We start from the raw sequence: 18,610 nt of genomic DNA, 5'->3' as shown, positions 1-18,610 counted from the left end.
GCTGTCACCATGCCACAGGCAGGATTCAGGATTTGATCACGGATGCTCAGCCGCTACGTTCTTCACACATGGCCTGGTTACGCCCTGCCCGTTTCGCGTGATACAAAGCCTCATCCGCGCGCGCTATCAGCGATTCTTTTTCCTGTTGTGAGTCTGAAGCAAGATAGACGGCGCAGCCTGCACTCAGGGTGACGTGCTTTTGCGGCAGTTCCGTGGTGAGATGCGGAATATCGAGCCTGTTAACGGCGTCGATGATCAATTCAGCGAAGTTCAAGGCGGCTGACAACGGCTGTCCGGGCAGAATAATGGCAAACTCTTCGCCGCCATATCGGGCCGTAAGTTCGTTTTTGCGGCGGGCGGCGTTTTTCAGAACAGTAGCCACTTTTTTCAGGCAGTCGTCACCCGCCACATGGCCGTAGGTATCGTTGAAACGTTTAAAATAATCGATATCGAGCAGGATTAATGACACCGGCTGGCCACTGCGCTCCGCGTTCTGCAGGCATTCAGTCAGCATGTGATCAAAATGGCGCCGGTTGGCAACACCCGTCAGCCCGTCACTCTGTGCCAGATTTTCCAGTGCGCGATTAGCCGCGGTCAGATCATCGCGTAATCGGGTCAGCTCAAGCTGATAACGCAGCGTATGCCGTGCCTGACGCAGTACAAATGCACCCAGTAAAAGAATAACAATCAGCAGCGCCAGGCTCAGAATCAGATCATGTACCCAGCTCTTGAGCCAGTGGTTAAACAGCGCGCGCTTGTCATATCCCGCGGCCACCACCAGCGGGTATCGCTGTGAGCGGACAAAGCCAAAGATGCGTTTTTTACCATCAAGCGCAGCGGTCCACTGACCGCTGCCTTTATCCGCATGGGCCAGCATCCTGAGGAAAAGCGGACTCACTGAGAGGTTTTTGCCGATGTAGCTATCCGGCATCGGACGGGCGTAAAGCACGGTACTGTCTGCCAGCATCAGTACCAGTACATCGCCTTCGCTAAGTTCATAATAGCTGTAGAAACGGCGGAAATAGTCCACTTTGACGGTGGCGAGTAAGACGCCCCGAAAGCCGTTAAAGGCATCGTTCACACGCAGCGTAACCGGGATCACCAGCTCGTGAGTGGTGCGGCTGCGAAGCACCGGGCCGACGTGCAGGGTATCGCGCGGGCTGGTGCGGTGATAATCGAAATATTCACGATCGGAATTATTGATGTCAGGCGGTATCCGGCTCATAGAAGTGGCTATCCATTTCCCCTGCGCATCATAGTAGAACAAACCGTGTAGTTGTGGCAGGTGGCTCTGCAACAGGCGCATCGTCTGGCTCAGCGCCTCGCCATCTACACCGGTTGTGGCAATCTGCTTTTCGAGCTCGCGTTGCACCTCGCGCAAAGAGAGCTCGGTCTGCAAAAATGTATCGTCCGCCTGGCGCGCCTGTGACAGTGACAGATTAACCGCCGTATCTTCAGCTTTATCGACGGTTTCATTCCAGTCTTCCCGCAGCGTCCACACATTTAAGCCAATCACCGCCACGCTGAGCAATACGCCTGAAAGGATAATACTTCTTAGCAGCGGCGAGATTTTTGGCGCTGAACCCTCATTTTTTTGGCGAAACTTCATGCCTGTCCTTAATAAACCCTGTTGACTGATTTAAGCACAGTTAATCAAAAGCAAAAATGCAAATCCCACAATCCTGTTTCAACAATGATAATCCGCAATTAACCAGCAGATTTCGCTTAAAATTTCTTCTTTATTGGTTCAACCAGCACCTTTAATAGAGCATTAATAGCGAATAAGGCTACACTAGCGCTTCAAATATCACGTGGGTAAATGTTACCCTTGCCAGCTGAATAATTTGCACTTCATTGATTAAGTTGAGTATTTGAGGATTTGTTATGAGTAAGAACCTGAGCAGCCTGAACAATATCCGCACGCTTCGTGCAGAGGCGCGCAATATGGCTTTAGATATGCTGGAAGAGTTACGCCAGAAATTAGAGACCGTGGTAAATGAACGTCGTGAAGAGGAAAACGCGCGGGCAGCGGAAGCCCGTGAGAAAGCAGAAAAACTGGCGTTCTACCAGGAGCTGTTAATGGAAGAAGGGATTAACCCGGCGGAGCTGGTGAATAGCGCATCCCCCTCGGTAACCGGCAAAAAGAAACGCGCAAAGCGTCCGGCGAAATACCGTTACAATGACGAAAATGGTCAGGTTCGTTACTGGACGGGTCAGGGCCGAACGCCCTCCGTAATTAAGGCGGCCATTGAAAACGGCCAGTCGCTGGATGATTTCCTGCTGTAGTCGCATTTATTTCTGCCGGAATAGTGACCGTCATTACGCGGGAATATTCCGGCAGGCAAAGTCACAGGCGCAGAAATTCATCCGGGCCTGGTCACTCATCGTCCTGTCGTAATGTCTCATCACTCATCACCGGATGCGGCCCCCGAAATGTCCGGCGCCACTCACTGGGAGAGACGCCAAACCGGGATTTAAAACGCTGACGAAATGACACGGGCGAATCAAAACCCGCCTTTTCTGCCACACATTCAATGCTGATGCCTGTGGTTTCGAGTAATAGCTGGCTGCGTTGCAGACGCTCTGCTGTCAGCCACTCTCCCAGGGACATGCCTGTCGCCTTGTGAAAATGACGCGTCAGCGTTCGCCTGCTCATGCCAAGCGTCCGCGAAAGTGAGTCAAGATCCTGTGGCTGATCCAGATTCTGTCGCAGGGACGCCAGCAACGCGTTGATCTTACTGTCACGCGTTGTTTCCGGAACCGGTCGCTCAATGAACTGCGCCTGACCGCCTTCACGGTAAGGCGGCACCACCATGCGTCTGGCTACCCGATTAGCCATGGCGCTGCCATAGTGGTGACGGATGATATCCAGACAGCAGTCGATGCCCGCCGCGGTGCCGGCAGAAGTGATCAGACGAGTGTCCCGGGTATAAAGAGCATTACTGTCGAGGTGAACCTGTGGAAAGCGCTCGCTGAAGTCACGCTCAAATTCCCAGTGAGTGGCAGCACGATGCTTATCGAGCAAACCTGCATAAGCCAGTACGTAAGTGCCCAGACATAGTCCAACGATCTCTGCGCCGCGCTGCCAGGCTGCCACCAGCTTATCAAGCAGCGCCTGCGCAGGTTTTTCAGCCGGATTATGCCAGTAGGGCACGATAATAATGTCCGCCTGATCAAGCGGGTCAAGACCCTGTTCCACCGTAATTGACAACCCCATCTCTGAGATGACCGGGCCTGGTTTCAGTGCGCAGATATCGACATGAAACAGATCCGGCTGCGGCAGGGCTGAGCCGAACAGAATACAGGGAACTGAAAAATGAAACGGACTAAAACCGGCCGTTGCCAGCACCGCGACTTTCAGAGCAGCCATCCTCTCCCCCTTATTGTGTGACAGCGTAGTGTTGAGAACTCACGGCACAATTGTGCCGGTTTAGTGCCACGACGCTCAGAACGTCATTGTGTCACCATCTTCCGGGATCAGCACCTGGTCAGCAATACCCTGTTCGGTAGTCCATGCACGTAGCTCTGCGCGCGTCAGCAAACAGTGGTTTATCGCCTCCATGTGTGAGGCAACCAGCGTTGCCTCAGGCAGGATATTCAGCGTGCGCTGGGTATCCTCTTTTCCCATGATAATCGGGCCATAGAGATCGTTGGTTGCATTGCCGATATTCATTACCACCACCTGCGGCTGAAAACGTTGCAGCGCTCTGACATAGGGTTTGACCCATACGGTATCGCCAGCTATATAGAGGGTTTTTTCTGCCGGATGGGTAAAGACCAGGCCACAGGCGTCACCCAGAATATCGCCCATCACTTTGTCGGCATATAACGCATTGCTGCCGTGCTGACCATCGGTTTTATAAATCGTCAGGCCATCAACAAACGGATTCTCATCCTGCAGCACGCGAACATTTTCAAACCCCTGCGAACGAATCAGTGCTGCATCTGTTTCGTTCTGGCTGTAGATCATCATCGTCTTCGGCACTAGCTGCTGCGCAGCCTCATCCCAGTGATCCATATGCGTGTGAGTGATAATCACCGCATCGACTGCCAGCAGTGCAGCGACCGGAACAGGCAGCTCAACCATCGGATTTCTAAGATGCGGACGGGCATTTCCGGCAAACCCGGGCCAGGCCTCTTTTTCGGCCAGCATCGGGTCGATCAGGAATTTTTTGCCTGCATAGTCCAGTAGCAGGGTGGCATTACGAATCTGGGTCAGCTTCATTTTGGCTCCATGAACAGTCTCAGTGAAATCAGCCAGGCTTACTGGCTACCATGAGGTTAATTTACGGCACTGTTTACCTGCGCGTAACAGGCTCAAAGGACAGTGTTCGATGGAATCGGGCCAAACTGCAATATTTCCTTGTAGCAGGGTATCTATCGGATCTGGCGTCACGACGAGACAGCCCTGAATGTTCAGGAATGGCAGGCGTTCCGGAAGTTGCTTTTAACTCTTTACCGACAACGATAACGCTTTCTTCCGGTGTCTGTTTAAAGCATTGCCGGTTAAGGTATTAGTAGCTCTGGCGGGTCCCGGACCTGTGTTCTGATTATCAAACTTTGACAGGAGAGTCTGTGAACGACTTATGGAAATTGCACTGGCTGGAGGCATCGGGTGATGTTGGGCCTTATAAATCGTCAATAGTCAGGGCCGCTGAGCTCGCCTGCGAGCACCTCTCCTCCGTGACACGTGTCCCTCGTCTGGATATTCTGGTTCAGTGCATGCCGGAGGCAGTAATACCTGAAACCGGTTTTGCAGGCCGGGCTTACGGGCCCACCCTGTTCGGCCTGGCCATTGACCCGGCAAATCCGAATCTGCCCGGGATGCTGGAAAATGGCACGCTGGTGCGGCATATCGTGCATGAAGTCCATCACTGTTTGCGAATGCGCGGGCCGGGATATGGCTGGACGCTGGGTGAAGCGCTGGTCAGCGAAGGTCTGGCGGGTCAGTTCGTCTGCTGGCTGCTTAAAACGGCAGCAGAGCCCTGGGAGCAAGCCATAGAGCTAAGCGAGTTGCAGGCTAATCCAGTGCCGCTGACCACGCTGCAAAGTCCTCATTATGATCATTCTGCCTGGTTCTTCGGCACGGGTGACTTTCGCCGATGGTATGGCTATACGTTGGGCTACCAGATGGTTGCCGCATGGCGACGTGATAACGCGGAATGCGCTACAGAGAAATGGTTCAGCGTGACAGCCGATGAGGTGATTGCCGCGGGGCTGGCTAAGGGATTGCTGACAAATTGAGGATAAAAAAATGCCGCAGCAGGCTGCGGCATGTCATTTCAGATTCGCATCAGAAATCGGCTTTCAGAACCACACGGTAATTGGCTTTACCGGCGCGAACGTGATCCAGCGCTTTATTGATGTCAGACATCGGGAAGAACTCAACCTGTGGCGCAATATCCGCACGCGAGGCGAGTCGCAGCAGCGAACGCAGCTGGCCTGGTGAGCCGGTTGATGAACCGGTCACCGCTTTGTCGCCCAGGATCAGATCAAAAGCACTCACTTCAATCGGCTTCATCACGGCACCCACGGTGTGGAATTTACCCTGAGGTGCCAGCGCAGCGAAATAAGGTTTCCAGTCCAGGTCGACCGCCACAGTACTCAGGATCAGGTCAAAACGGCCTGCCTGCTTTTTCAGAGCTTCTGGATCACGGCTGTTAACCACTTCATCCGCGCCCATATCCAGGATCGACTGCTTCTTATCTGGCGTTGAGCTGAATGCCACCACTTCGGCACCCATCGCGTGCAGGATCTTGATTGCGATATGGCCCAGTCCGCCGATACCAATCACACCCACACGGCTGGTTGCCGTGATGTTGCTCATCAGCAGCGGTTTAAACACGGTGATACCGCCACACAGCAGCGGACCGGCGCTCGCCACATCCAGTTTTTCTGGCAGCGGAATAACCCATTGCCAGTCAGCACGCAGCTTCTCGGCAAAACCACCTTTGTTCATGATGGTCGGGATGCTGCCCTGCTGACAGTTAACCTGCTCGCCGTTAATACAGGCATCGCAGTGCTGACAGCTTTTTGCTGTCCAGCCGATTCCTACACGCTGGCCGACTGAAAGACCTTTGTTCTTAGCCGCTTCGCCCAGGGCTGAAACCCGGCCAATCACTTCATGTCCTGCAATCACCGGGAACTGAGAGATGCCCCACTCGTTGTCGATCATCGACAGATCTGAGTGGCAGACGCCACAATATTCGACCTGGACTTCGACTTCTTCGGCTGCCAGTTCGGCGGCATCGTACTCATAGAGTTCAAGGGCCTGGCCAGCCTGCATGGCTGCATAACTTTTAATTTTCATTCATACCTCTGCGTGGTTAATCACCGACAAGTGTAACAACTGAAAGCCCGCCCTGCCTGGTCGTTACGCTTACACCGCACTTTTTTGTCTTTTATGCTGATAAATCAGCCCTTAACCTGCGCACCGGAAAGAGTTTGTAACACCTTGAGCTGCGCGACGGCTTCCTGCATCGCATCCATCCCCTGCGTCAGTTCACGCAGGCTGCCGAGATGCTTCGCAATGTCAGCGCGCTCATGTCGCGTCTGTTGATTCATGGCCGCCAGCGTATCGGCTGCACTGATACTGCGCTCTGCCATCTGGGCGGCGGTCTGCGCCGAATCACTGGCCACCAGCCGGATACGTGAGATGGTGCTGACTGCCTCACCGATGTTACTGGCCGTAGCTTCAGCCTGCTCTTTTGAGGAGTGCGCCAGACGACGAACTTCGCCCGCGACCACAGCAAATCCCCGCCCAGCCTCGCCTGCACGAGCCGCTTCTACTGCGGCATTCAGCGCCAGGATGTTGGTCTGGAAAGCAATATTGCTGATGCCATGCGTAATCTCATTGATGCCGTTGGAAATTTTCTCCAGATCGTCCAGACCATCATCCAGCCGGCCCTGCGCCTGCTGACTCTCGGTGGCGATGTTACTGATGTTACGGATACTGCTCTCTGCCAGGCTCAGGGTTTCTCCCTGGCTCTGAGTGGCTGTTTCCAGCACCGGCAGCGCCTCCATCAGCGGCGTCAGCGCCTGCTGATAAGTGATAACCCGATCCAGCACCCGCGTCTGGATGCTGTTCAGCGCTTCCCAGCGGCGCAACGCTCGCTGCGCGTAGTGTGCCGCGTAGCCGGCGTACTCTACCGGGAACTGGCTCATCGCTTTGACGTCATGATTAAAGAACACCAGCGCGGAGAGCGTCTGATTGATGGGCACACCCAGGATTTCGCCGAAGCTGGAAAAACCGGCGGCGGCAATGCCTTTGAAGAAATGGGCATTATGCAGCTTATCGGCATTGCCGACACGGCGCAGAATACAGTCGTTCATCAGGATCGCCGCGGGTTTGCCATGCTGAGCGGTAAAAGCCTGCCACTCCTGCTGCGTCGTCTGTTTAAAGTCTTTCTCTTCCATCAGGAACAGTCGATCGCCAAACTCAAGATCGCAGAAAAAGTGTACGCCGCCCGATTCAATTTTGGCGATCGAGCGAATAAAGTACTCGCCGCCAACTTTAACGCCGAAAGTGAGTCCCTTTAGCCGTTCGCTGAGTTGCGCTTCGCTGCAGTTAAGATGTTCACATAGCGCCGCAACAAACGATTGCTGCTGCCCCTGGCGGTTAAATACTGACGTTACAGTACGCGCAACCGGATCGGCTTCAGCAATCAGCCAGCTCTGATCGCGTGGCGTAAAGTTCTGGCTTTTAAAAGGAGCAAATGATTTTCCTGGCGCCATCTGGCAGAACACAATCACAGCCTTGCCCTGCAACACCCTGCCACCTGTACCAATCCAGGTGCCATCAAAGGTGATTTTACCCCCGGCAGAACCGCCAATCGCCAGGCAGGGAAAGCGCCCGCTGTTATACCAGGCCTGCATCAGAAAGCCTTCGGATGCCGACAATCCGTCACAGTAAATCATGGCGAAAGTACGATCGGCCGAGAGCGGCATCCGCACCTTCAAGCGCGCCAGCTCCTGCTGGATGGCGGTGATGCGCTGGCTGGCCGTCTGCGTGTCGGCGACATGCAGATCAACAATATGCGTCTCATGGCGTGCGATCAGTGTGTCCGGCAGCCAGAGGTAGCTTCCCTCCGGGCCATTGCCATCACAGTAGGTGCTTTGCGATCTGCTGCTGCTCAGCGCGCCGTTGGAAGAGAGCGTCAACACCGTCAGGTCGGCGGAATTGAATCGCTGCCAGGCCTTACTGACCCGCTGAAAATCGGCTTCAGGCGGAACGAAGGTCATCAGGATGCCGCCCGCCCGCGAGCTTAAACCCACGGAGGCCAGTGAATCTGGCAACGCACGACAATCGTAGGTGCCATTGGCAGGCTGACTGCTACGCCTAAGACGGGCAACAGGCAGGTGTCTTTTGATCGTCTTAATGATCGACATATTATTATTTTCGCTTTTATTTGAGTAATTTGCGCTTAAATTAGCGCTTTCTGGTGTGTATAAAAGGAGGGCTAAAAGCAGGTCCGTTCGCGTTCAGAACTCGTCGCGGAGTGCCGGGTTCATCAATGATCGGCGCGCTCAACGCCTGTTGGTTATCGCCAGTAGCGGGAAAACCTTTAACGATTGCTGCAGTTGGTTTAATGGATGAAGATGTTATATTTTCGTAGCATAAAATAAGCTTTAGCGTGATTTTACCGGGAAGATATAAGGCTGTGCGGGTGACTGATGTTTACTGTTTGCGATACAGACTCATCAGTGCGACAATTGTAATGTCAAGTGTAAATACAAAGGAACTCGCTATGGGCACAATTAACATTCGAATCGATGATGACCTGAAGACACGATCCTATGCTGCGCTCGAAAAAATGGGTGTGACTCCTTCTGATGCGCTGCGCCTGATGCTTGAATATATTGCAGATAATGAACGTCTTCCCTTTAAGCAAACGTTACTCAGTGACGAAGATGCGGCGTTAGTAGACATAGTTAAAGAACGCCTGCGAAACCCTGAGCCTGTCCGGGTCACACTGGATGACCTCTAATGACCTGGCAACTTGAGTTCGATCAGAGGGCACTGAAAGAGTGGCGCAAGCTGGGCCCGACAGTACGTCAACAGCTTAAAAAGAAGCTGGCTGAGTGTCTTGAGTCACCCAGAATTGAGGCGAACAAACTCAGCGGGATACCTGACTGCTATAAGATCAAGCTAAAGTCATCCGGTTATCGACTTGTATACCAGGTTATTGATGACCGGGTGGTGGTTTTTGTGGTGGCTGTCGGGAAAAGAGAGCGCTCAGAGGTTTATTCTGCCGCTTCCAGGCGTCTCTCTTAAACAGGCGACTTCACCGCTAACAAACAAAGCGGCGCTATTCCTGTTTACCTGTCACTCTGCTGGTTCCAGTGCTGTTCGCAGAGCTCCCGAGCTTCGGCAGGCAGGTCACGTAAGTCTGGCAGCGTGTCGCCGGAACCGTAGCCCATTGATCCCCTCGCTTCCTGCTGTTCATCCTGCGCGGCGAACGTGATTTTCTCATCCAGCTGCTGCCAGCTATCGCCCTGCTGCCGGTAGATGACAGCAAAAGTGGGCGTCTGTGCATCATCGCCGTAAATCTCATATTTCTGCTTCTGCTCGTCAGAGCCCAGCTCAAGCGTATCGATTAAGGTCGCATTACTCATAGCACTCTCCTTTTTCGTCAGGTCTGTAAGCGTAGTTCATCACCTAGGGCCCTGCCGACACTATCCCCCTGCGAAAAATTAAAATTAGTCTTATCAATAATTTAAGTCTGTGCATTTGCATAAACGAAGCGGACGACTATGCTTGCAGATGTGACTAGCTAGTCCTTTTTATCTAATGGAACATTGATATGAGGTCTTCCTATGACACAACAGAAATACAGAGGTGGTGCCGGCAATTTTGCCAACGATCCAGAACGGGCGAGTGAAGCTGGCAGTGCAGGAGGCAAGGCCAGTGGGGGCAATTTCAAAAACGATCCTGAAAAAGCCAGGGAAGCCGGTCGGAAAGGAGGCAAAATTAGTCGCCGTCCTTCTAAGTAATTCTGAATAAAGCGCTTTAGGACGTATTACGCCATGGAATGGCATCTATTCCAATAAGTTTCATCATGCCCCCTCTTTTAGCCTTAATGCCTCTCTGACCAGGGTAAAAGCGGGTGAATGTTGCTTGCGGCTGGGATAGTAGAGGTAATAGCCGGGAAACGGCTCGCACCAGCGCTCCAGCACGCGGATCAAGGTGCCCTGCTCCAGCCCTTCTGCGACTTCCTGCTCAGGCAGGAAAGCGATCCCCAGCCCGGCGAGAGCCGCTTCTGCAATGTGTGCCGAAGTGTTGAACGTCAGTTGTCCATCTACCCGCACATTTAACGGCCCCTCTTCACCGTCAAACTCCCAGACGTACAACCCACCCGCTGTCGCCTGCCGCATATTAATGCAGTTGTGATGCAGCAGATCCTGCGGAACCTGCGGCGCAGCATGACGACGAAAGTAGTCGGGCGTGGCCACCGCAGCCATCCGTAATGGCGGGCTTATCGGCATCGCCACCATGTCTTTATCAATGGTGTCTCCCATCCTGACCCCTGCATCAAATCGATCGGCCACGATATTGCGTAAGCCATGATTAGCATCGAACTCAAGCCGGATATCAGGATAAGCCGCCAGCAATGGCGTCAGCTTTGGCATCAGGAGTGAGCTCAGAATATGCGGCCCGCAGGTGATCCGTACCGTGCCGGCTGGCTTGTCCCGCATCGCGGTCAGCATATCCAGTTCCGCCTCAATTTCATCGAATCGGTTGCCAATCGCCTGGATTAGCCGTTCACCCGCCGCGGTCGGTGAGACGTTACGGGTCGTGCGGGTAAGCAGCCGAATCTCCATCCGGTTTTCCAGCGCGGTAATGGTCTGACTCAATGCAGGCTGCGTCACGCCCAGCAGCGCTGCCGCGCGGGTAAAGCTGCCCTCACGCGCCACGGTAATAAAAGCCTGCAGGTCATTCATGTTGCGCTTCATACTGCACTCCCGCCGATAGATTTATAAGTTCTGGTTATAACCCCATTAAGGATTCATTAGCTAGTCAATATAAAGCGAAACAGTAAAATTTCCTGAGTTCATCAGCACCGCAAACAATGAAACAGGACACAACATGACTTCTACGGAAACAACTGACTGTTCCCCCCGGCATAAAGAAGCGCACTGGGGTGGTGTATGGGCAATGACGCTGTGTGTATTCGCGCTCATCGCCTCTGAATTCATGCCGGTCAGCCTGTTATCGCCGTTATCACAAGATCTGGCGGTCAGCGAAGGTCTGGTCGGACAGGGCATCGCTATCTCCGGCGCACTGGCAGTGATCACCAGCCTCTCAACAACCCGCATCGCAGGGAACCTCGACCGCAAAATTCTGTTGCTGGCGCTCACGCTGGTAATGGCACTATCCGGATTGATGGTGGCGATGGCACCCAACTATCTGACTTACATGACTGGCCGGGCATTGATTGGCGTGGTGATTGGCGGTTTCTGGTCGATGTCAGCGGCGGTCGCTATCCGGCTGGTCCCCACCGGGCAGGTGCCGCGCGCGCTGGCCATTTTCAATGGCGGGAATGCGCTGGCGACGGTTATCGCTGCACCGCTGGGCAGCTATCTCGGTTCTGTCATTGGCTGGCGCGGGGCTTTTTTCAGCCTGGTGCCGGTAGCCTTGATCGCCCTGCTCTGGCAGGCGCTCACGCTGCCATCAATGCCAGTCGATTCGGCCCGGCAGCGCAGCGGAAAAATTCTGCAGCTGCTGCGTTCGCCGCTGGTTACGGTGGGTCTGACCGCCTGCGGCCTGCTCTTTATGGGCCAGTTCACCCTGTTTACCTATCTCCGCCCGTTTCTGGAAACCGTGACACAGGTTGACGTTTCTGCGCTGTCGCTGGTGCTGCTGACCATTGGCGTCGCCGGCTTTATCGGCACGCTGATTATCAGTGCTGTTTTGCAGCGCGGATTCTATCTGACCCTGATGATCATCCCGTTGATTATGGCGCTGGTTGCGGTGCTGCTCATGGTGTTTGGTCATCACCTGTGGCTGGTGGCGCCACTGCTTGGCATCTGGGGACTGGTGGCAACAGCGGCACCAACCGGATGGTGGGCCTGGATCGCCAGAACCTTTCCGGATAATGCCGAGACCGGTGGCGGATTAATGGTGGCCATCGTACAGCTGTCGATTGCTTTGGGGTCGACGCTGGGTGGCCTGGCCTTTGACCATGCAGGCTGGCAGACCACCTTTGCCATCAGCGCCACATTACTGGTCACTGCCGCCGGACTGGCGATGATCACCGCCCGTAAGGAAAGCGCTGCCTGATAGCAGATGTGTTGTTTAACCGGGCAACCCGTTGCCCTCATGTCGTCAACCCCGATAAGGATCTTCTTATGAGAGCATTAACCCTGATGTTTGGACTGTTGATCAGTTCATTTGCGGCCAGCGCTGCCGATATGTCACGCGGCGCCGATAACTTTTATCAAAGCGAGAAAGTCACCCGCGAGAAAGTCACCTTTAAAAACCAGTATCAGATGGGTGTGACCGGCACGCTGTACAGACCAAAAGAGGCCGGTAAAACGGCGCGCCTTCCGGCGATTGTGGTAGGTCATCCGATGGGCGCAGTCAAAGAGCAGAGCGCCAGCCTCTATGCGCAGAAAATGGCTGAGCAGGGATTTGTTACCCTGGCAATTGATCTTTCATTCTGGGGCGAAAGTGAAGGTCAGCCACGCAACGCGGTCTCTCCGGATATCTATGCCGAAGACTTCAGCGCAGCCGTGGATTACCTGGGTACCCGCGAATTTGTCGATCGCGACAGGATTGGTGTGCTGGGTATCTGTGGCAGTGGCAGTTTTGTCATCAGCGCAGCGAAGATTGATCCCCGCATGAAAGCCATTGCTACCGTCAGCATGTATGACATGGGGTCAGCCAACCGTAATGCGCTGAATAAAAGCCAGACACTGGCGCAGCGCAAGCAAATCATTGAAGCGGCGGCACAGCAACGCTATGTAGAGTTCACCGGGGGTAAAACTGAGTACACCAGTGGTACACCACATAAAATCGATGCTGATTCGCCTCCGATAGCCAAAGAGTTCTATGATTTTTACCGGACGCCTCGCGGTGAGTTTACACCGAAAAACAGTTCAGCTGCGCTGACCACGCACCCGACGCTCACCAGCAACGTGAAATTCATGAACTTCTATCCGTTTAATGACATTGAGACCATCTCACCCCGCCCGATGCTCTTCATCACGGGTGATAAAGCGCATTCACGCGAGTTCAGCGAAGATGCGTTCCAGCGTGCGGCAAAGCCCAAAGAGCTCTATATCGTGCCTGATGCAGGCCATGTGGACCTTTATGACCGCACTGACCTGATCCCGTTTGCGAAGCTGACCGCCTTCTTTAAACAGCATTTGTAATCTTCCGCTGATCATTGACTCCAGCCCGTCTGCAGCCGCCTGCAGACGGGCTTTCTGCGTTATTGGCCTTTGCGATGGCGGGTCAGGTAGTGCTTCACCAGCACAAAGAAGAGCGGAACAAAGAACAGCGCCAGTACCGTGCCTGCCAGCGTACCGCCGATGATACCGGTGCCGATGGCGATGCGGCTGTTAGCACCGGCGCCCGTCGCCACCGCCAGCGGGATCACCCCGGCGATAAAGGCCAGCGACGTCATCATAATCGGCCGCAGACGGGTTCGCGCTGCCTGCAACGCAGCCGCGCTCAGCGAACTTCCCCGACGAACCGCATCCTCCGCAAATTCGATGATCAGTATCGCGTTTTTGGAGGTGAGTCCGACCGTGGTCAGCAACGCCACCTGGAAGTAGATATCGTTGCTTAATCCGCGCAGTGCCACCGCCAGCACGGTACCCAGCACGCCGAGCGGCACCGCTAACAGCACGGAGAAAGGCACCGACCAGCTCTCATACAGCGCAGCAAGACAGAGGAACACCACCAGAATCGAGATCGCATACAGCGTGGTTGACTGCCCGCCCGCCTGCTTCTCCTGCAGCGAAAGACCGCTCCATGCCCCTGTGGTCCCTGCCGGGAGTTCATTGGCCAGTCGCTCAATGGTGTTCATAGCATCGCCGGAGCTGAACCCTTCGGCGTTCTGCCCCTGTATTTCGTAGGAGGCAGAGCCGTTGTAGCGGTTAAGGCTTTCGGGTCCCATGGTCCATCGGGTCGAGGCAAACGCCGAGAATGGCGTCATGGTGCCCTCACTGTTACGGATGTACCATTTATCCAGATCAGAAGGTGATGAACGATACTGACCGTCGCCCTGCACATAGACCCGCTTTACCCGACCCCGGTCGATGAAGTCATTGATATAGGCACCGCCCCAGGCGCTGGTCAGCGTATCGGTCACGTCATCCAGCTGCAGTCCCAGTGCCACCGCTTTGCTGGTATCAATATCGACCTGCAACTGCGGCGTTTGCGGCAGGATATTGGCCCGCACGCCAAGCAGTTCCGGGCTTTGCGCTGCGCTTTGTAGCAGCTGATCGCGCAGGTTGCCCAGTTGCTCACGCGTGGTGCCACCACTGGCCAGCAGCTCATAAGTAAAACCGTTGTTCTGTCCCAGACCCGGCACCGACGGCGGCGTCAGCGCAAAGATCTGCGCATCCCGAATCGACGCCAGCGCGTAGGTGGCGCGCCCGGCAATCGCTTCGGCAGAGTTTTCACTACCCGGTCGCTGATCCCAGTTCTTAAGCTTAATAAACGCCATACCGGCATTCTGCGCAGCACCGCTGAAGTTAAAACCGTTGATGGTGAAGACCACATCAATATTCTGTTTCTCTTCAGTCAGGAACCAGTCAACAATCTGCTGATTGACTGCCTCAGTGCGACTGGCCGTGGCACCCGCTGGCAATGTCGCCTGAAGCATGATGCTGCCCTGATCTTCAGTCGGCAGGAAGCTACCCGGCAAGCGGGTAAACATCACAAACAGCACAACGCCCATTGCCGCATAAAGCGATACCATGATCAGCGGACGGCGCAGAGTGCTCACCACTTTGTGACGATACTGGCGCTCGGTGGCGGCATAAAAGCGGTTAAAACCGCCAAAGAAGCCTTTACGATGGGGTGAGGTCGGCCGCAGCAACATGCCACACAGTGCAGGCGTCAGGGTCAGTGCCACCACCACGGAGAAGGTCATGGCGGCGATGATGGTGATGGAGAACTGCCGGTAAATCACACCGGTCGACCCGGCGAAAAAGGCCATGGGCAGAAATACCGCGGATAGCACCAGCGCGATAGCCACCAGCGCGCCGGAGATCTCTTTCATCGACTTTTCCGTTGCCTCACGCGCCGGCAGACCTTCGTCATGCATAATGCGTTCGACGTTTTCGACGACCACGATGGCATCATCCACCAGCAGCCCGATGGCCAGCACCATAGCAAACAGCGTCAGGGTATTGATGGTGTAGCCGCACAGCGCCAGTACGCCAAAGGTGCCGAGCAGTACCACCGGCACCGCCAGCGCCGGGATCAGCGTCGCACGGATATTCTGCAGGAACAGGTACATCACCACCACTACCAGCGCGATCGCTTCGATCAGGGTGATCACCACATCCTCAACGGAGATTTTGATGAAGTCAGTGCTGTCGAGCGCATAGGCCACCTCATAACCTTCCGGCATTGAGTGGCGATACTCTTCAACTTTGTTTTTCACCAGCGTCGCGGTTGCCAGCGCATTCGCGCCCGGCGCCAGCATCACTCCGACCCCTGCCGCAGGATGCCCGTTGAGTCGGGTGGTCATGTCATAGGATTCGCCGCCCAGCTCCACCCGCGCCACATCACCCACGCGTACGATGGCACCGCTTTTGTCGCTTTTGACGATGATGTTTCGGAACTGCTCTGGCGTCTGCAGTCGCGACTGCGCTCTGACCGTGGCGGTGAGCTGCTGATTATCAGGCGATGGCAGGCCGCCGATTTTACCGGCTGAAACCTGAATGTTCTGCGAGCGTATTGCCGCCGACACATCGGAGGGCTGCAACGCAAAGGAGTTTAGTTTGAAGGGATCGAGCCAGATGCGCATCGCGTACTGACCGCCGAACACCTGGATGTCACCGACCCCTTCGGTCCTGGCCAGCGGCTCCTGCATATTACTGACCAGCCAGTCACCGATATCCGTGCTGTTACTTTTGCCCGTGGTGTCATACAACCCCATCACCAGCAGGAAGTTTGACTGCGATTTGGTCACGGTAACACCAAGCTGCTGCACTTCGCTGGGCAGACGGGAGAGCGCCTGCTGCACCTTGTTCTGCACCTGCACCTGAGCCGTGTCCGGATCGGTGCCCTGACTGAAGGTGACGGTAACCGACACATTCCCCTGTGAACTGCTGCTGGAGGTAAAATAGAGCAGATTATCCAGCCCGGTAAGCTGCTGCTCGATCACCTGCGTGACGCTGTTCTCCAGCGTCTCTGCAGAAGCACCGGTGTACGTTGCGCTGATATTCACCGAAGGCGGTGCAACATCGGGATATTGTTCAACCGGCAACAGGGTAATAGAGAGCGCGCCAAGCAGCATGATTAAAATGGCAACAACCCATGCAAAAACGGGACGATAAATAAAAAAACGAGAAAACATCAGCGGGATCTCTTCCTTTTGGGCAGGTGCAAAACCTGCATTCCTGCAGGCTAACAAACAGCGTTGATTATAGGGTGTAACCTCAGGCTGAACATCCTGACGTGATCTTTTCTTAAGGCTGGCTGATCGTACCGTGACGCTGCATTTTCGATTTATCGCGGATTTAACTGTGCTGACATCCGATGTGGGCATCAAAGAGAAAGCCGATCCATAACGAATCTGCTGATGCATTAAGCAAAATGGTGAGCCCTGACTATTCTCAAATAAAGGATATTGATCAGGAGAAAACCATGAAATTTTTCTACTTCGTTTCGCTCATCGCCTCTGCCCTCTATTTACTGGCCTTCCTGCCTAAACTCCGCACCCGTCGTGAACCCATAGCCTACTGGGGATGCTGGACTTATCTGGGTGCTAACGCCATTTTCTGGGCCGTTTATGGTGTCATGCATTACATTTGATGTCATTTTTTAAGCAAAGCGGTAAACAGGGATGTTTTGGGCGCTATCCTGCTGATTAATTGGGTTAGCGTGAGCGGGAGCTTAGAGATATATCATTTTTGAGTTTTCATCACAGCGACAGGATTTTGTGCCTTCTCACAGGCCCGGCAGTTATTCAGGATTGCGAGACGTGCTGGAAAAATCATATAAGGCGGCTACGCGGATTTTCAGCTAACCCTCTGGATTTTAAAGCCTCCCGTCCCGCGGAACACGATGATTTCTTCTTCTGTTCTGTTATGGGATATATTGGCATCACTATCGTGAAATTTTCTCTGCATAACAGGTTATCCCGGCAATGGCTTTGATCCCTAAAAACTACACGCGGCTGGAAAGCGGCTACCGTGAGAAAGCACTTAAAATCTATCCGTGGGTGTGTGGACGTTGCTCACGCGAGTTTGTTTATTCAAACCTGCGCGAACTGACGGTTCACCATATCGATCACGACCACACCAACAACCCGGAAGATGGCAGTAACTGGGAGTTGTTGTGTCTCTATTGTCATGACCACGAGCACTCAAAGTACACCGAGGCTGACCAGTATGGCACCCGTGTAGTGGCTGGTGAGGACGCACAAAAAGATGTCGGTGAAGCTACCTACAATCCCTTTGCTGACCTGAAGTCGATGCTGAATAAGAAGAAGTAATGACTGAACTGTCAGGCTGGCCGACCGGCCTGGCAGTCTCGCTTCCCGAAGAGGATCACAACGTCTGGCCGCGGCCAGAACGCAGTGTAGTCCGTCGTGCCAGATGCCACCCTGGCCAGACTCAGCGCGATATGAATCTTTTACCAGCCGGTTATTTCAGATTTTGATATCAGTCATGGCCGGGAGAACCGTACGTCAATCCCCCCCTCACCGACACGCTTTTTGAGGCTATCTGTCGACAGTACCTTTCCTATTGGCGTGTAGCTATAGGAGCTCTGGAATGTCTCGTAAAAAAGAACCAGCGTCTTATTGCCATACAGCATCACATCGCCCTGCTGGATCGTGCCGGGTTTATGCGGATCGCTATTAAGAGCAGCAGGCAGGTCTGCAAACTTCTCATTGCCGTTCAGCTCCTCCATCGTCATGGTCAGCGGGAGTTGCTGTACAAATGCTTTCGCGGTGGCGTTATCCGCCAGCGCAATCTCATACGACTGATGGTTGATCGTCATAATAATCTTCATGGGACGCAGCTCTCCTGCCCGAACCGGGCCACTGGCTTTAGCGGGTATCAGACTATAGGTGGAAAGTAAGACCAGAAAAAGTAAGGCTCTTTTCATAAGGTTGCTCTTCGGATTATGGTGCATCTGTTCAGACATGGAGTGCGTTACTGCGATCGCCGTCCAGCCCTGAATAAACTGGCTCACTTACCCGCCGTTATCTGATGGTAAAGATTTATCCTTCACCCTTTCCCTGCATCATCCTCCTGTCGGCGGAACTCGCGCACCGCTTATTCTGCAACAGCCTGGATGCGCTGCGCTTCATCTGATGTGCTGAACTGATTTGCGGCTTACGTTTCGGACTGTCGAAACATTTTGAGAAATATTTTCCCTGAATAACAGCCGGTTTCCACGTTGTTGCAACTATTTCTGTAC

General features: G+C 54.1%; 18 protein-coding genes. 9 read left to right on the top strand and 9 right to left on the bottom strand.

Translation table 11 applies throughout. The features are described from left to right. Positions 1-46: 46 nt before the first annotated feature. On the bottom strand, positions 47-1,609 hold the full coding sequence (locus tag NR195_RS17385; RefSeq protein ID WP_158132458.1) for a sensor domain-containing diguanylate cyclase: 1,563 nt from the start codon (positions 1,607-1,609) through the stop codon (positions 47-49). A 275-nt stretch (positions 1,610-1,884) separates the two neighbouring features. On the opposite strand from NR195_RS17385, the gene NR195_RS17380 reads away from it, so the two are divergent. Next, the gene (locus NR195_RS17380; RefSeq protein WP_010257048.1) at positions 1,885-2,286 is read left to right on the top strand and encodes an H-NS family nucleoid-associated regulatory protein; all 402 of its coding nucleotides are present in this window, start codon (positions 1,885-1,887) and stop codon (positions 2,284-2,286) included. Positions 2,287-2,377: 91 nt separating this feature from the next. Here NR195_RS17380 and NR195_RS17375 read toward each other — a convergent pair whose 3' ends face one another. Then, positions 2,378-3,370, bottom strand: a complete 993-nt coding sequence (locus NR195_RS17375) for a GlxA family transcriptional regulator (protein ID WP_256844765.1) — start codon at positions 3,368-3,370, stop codon at positions 2,378-2,380. Between the two features lie 75 nt (positions 3,371-3,445). Then, positions 3,446-4,225 carry an MBL fold metallo-hydrolase gene (locus tag NR195_RS17370; protein WP_256844764.1) on the bottom strand — a complete coding sequence of 260 codons (780 nt, stop codon included), beginning with the start codon at positions 4,223-4,225 and terminating at the stop codon, positions 3,446-3,448. A gap of 350 nt (positions 4,226-4,575) precedes the next feature. Between NR195_RS17370 and NR195_RS17365 the strand changes: the two genes are divergently transcribed. Beyond that, positions 4,576-5,244 (top strand): DUF2268 domain-containing putative Zn-dependent protease, encoded by a 669-nt coding sequence (locus NR195_RS17365; RefSeq protein WP_031292291.1) that lies wholly within the window; start codon positions 4,576-4,578, stop codon positions 5,242-5,244. 49 nt (positions 5,245-5,293) lie between these two features. Here the strand turns inward: NR195_RS17365 and NR195_RS17360 are convergent, their stop codons facing one another. Together NR195_RS17360 and NR195_RS17355 are read right to left on the bottom strand one after the other, a co-directional pair. Beyond that, entirely contained in the window at positions 5,294-6,310 is a 1,017-nt protein-coding gene (locus tag NR195_RS17360; RefSeq protein ID WP_010257039.1) for an NAD(P)-dependent alcohol dehydrogenase, read from the bottom strand. A 104-nt stretch (positions 6,311-6,414) separates the two neighbouring features. Beyond that, on the bottom strand, positions 6,415-8,388 hold the full coding sequence (locus NR195_RS17355; protein ID WP_256844763.1) for a methyl-accepting chemotaxis protein: 1,974 nt from the start codon (positions 8,386-8,388) through the stop codon (positions 6,415-6,417). A gap of 359 nt (positions 8,389-8,747) precedes the next feature. Here NR195_RS17355 and NR195_RS17350 point away from each other — a divergent pair, with 359 nt between their 5' ends. Continuing rightward, a complete protein-coding gene (locus tag NR195_RS17350; RefSeq protein WP_010257033.1) occupies positions 8,748-8,987 on the top strand; it encodes a type II toxin-antitoxin system RelB/DinJ family antitoxin in 240 nt (79 codons plus the stop codon). Further along, the gene (locus NR195_RS17345; protein ID WP_256844762.1) at positions 8,987-9,274 is read left to right on the top strand and encodes a type II toxin-antitoxin system RelE/ParE family toxin; all 288 of its coding nucleotides are present in this window, start codon (positions 8,987-8,989) and stop codon (positions 9,272-9,274) included. The genes NR195_RS17350 and NR195_RS17345 overlap by 1 nt, the downstream gene beginning before the upstream one ends. Positions 9,275-9,318: 44 nt before the next feature. Here NR195_RS17345 and NR195_RS17340 read toward each other — a convergent pair whose 3' ends face one another. After that, entirely contained in the window at positions 9,319-9,615 is a 297-nt protein-coding gene (locus tag NR195_RS17340; protein ID WP_256844761.1) for a hypothetical protein, read from the bottom strand. A 201-nt stretch (positions 9,616-9,816) separates the two neighbouring features. Between NR195_RS17340 and NR195_RS17335 the strand changes: the two genes are divergently transcribed. Continuing rightward, positions 9,817-9,993, top strand: coding sequence for a general stress protein (locus NR195_RS17335; RefSeq protein ID WP_010257023.1), 177 nt, complete (start codon positions 9,817-9,819; stop codon positions 9,991-9,993). Positions 9,994-10,056: 63 nt separating this feature from the next. On the opposite strand, the gene NR195_RS17330 is transcribed toward NR195_RS17335, so the two are convergent. Beyond that, positions 10,057-10,953 carry a LysR family transcriptional regulator gene (locus NR195_RS17330; protein WP_010257019.1) on the bottom strand — a complete coding sequence of 299 codons (897 nt, stop codon included), beginning with the start codon at positions 10,951-10,953 and terminating at the stop codon, positions 10,057-10,059. A gap of 202 nt (positions 10,954-11,155) precedes the next feature. Between NR195_RS17330 and NR195_RS17325 the strand changes: the two genes are divergently transcribed. Beyond that, positions 11,156-12,280, top strand: coding sequence for an MFS transporter (locus tag NR195_RS17325; RefSeq protein WP_256844779.1), 1,125 nt, complete (start codon positions 11,156-11,158; stop codon positions 12,278-12,280). Between the two features lie 68 nt (positions 12,281-12,348). Then, entirely contained in the window at positions 12,349-13,374 is a 1,026-nt protein-coding gene (locus tag NR195_RS17320) for an alpha/beta hydrolase (RefSeq protein WP_256844760.1), read from the top strand. Positions 13,375-13,433: 59 nt separating this feature from the next. Here NR195_RS17320 and NR195_RS17315 read toward each other — a convergent pair whose 3' ends face one another. Further along, positions 13,434-16,538: an efflux RND transporter permease subunit gene (locus tag NR195_RS17315; RefSeq protein WP_045139847.1), complete on the bottom strand. Its 3,105-nt coding sequence runs from the start codon at positions 16,536-16,538 to the stop codon at positions 13,434-13,436. A gap of 290 nt (positions 16,539-16,828) precedes the next feature. Between NR195_RS17315 and NR195_RS17310 the strand changes: the two genes are divergently transcribed. Both NR195_RS17310 and yajD read left to right on the top strand, forming a co-directional pair. Then, positions 16,829-16,996 (top strand): hypothetical protein, encoded by a 168-nt coding sequence (locus NR195_RS17310; protein WP_009093121.1) that lies wholly within the window; start codon positions 16,829-16,831, stop codon positions 16,994-16,996. A 334-nt stretch (positions 16,997-17,330) separates the two neighbouring features. After that, positions 17,331-17,678, top strand: coding sequence for an HNH nuclease YajD (gene yajD, locus NR195_RS17305; protein ID WP_003850685.1), 348 nt, complete (start codon positions 17,331-17,333; stop codon positions 17,676-17,678). A 173-nt stretch (positions 17,679-17,851) separates the two neighbouring features. Here yajD and NR195_RS17300 read toward each other — a convergent pair whose 3' ends face one another. Continuing rightward, positions 17,852-18,382, bottom strand: a complete 531-nt coding sequence (locus tag NR195_RS17300; protein ID WP_254920081.1) for a cyclophilin-like fold protein — start codon at positions 18,380-18,382, stop codon at positions 17,852-17,854. Positions 18,383-18,610 lie beyond the last annotated feature (228 nt).

The sequence above is a fragment of the Pantoea sp. Ft-CA_14 genome, from assembly GCF_024520875.1.
GTDB lineage: Bacteria > Pseudomonadota > Gammaproteobacteria > Enterobacterales > Enterobacteriaceae > Pantoea > Pantoea agglomerans.
The sequence above is the reverse complement of the archived record's forward strand: the minus strand, read 5'-3'. Positions and strand labels throughout refer to the sequence as shown.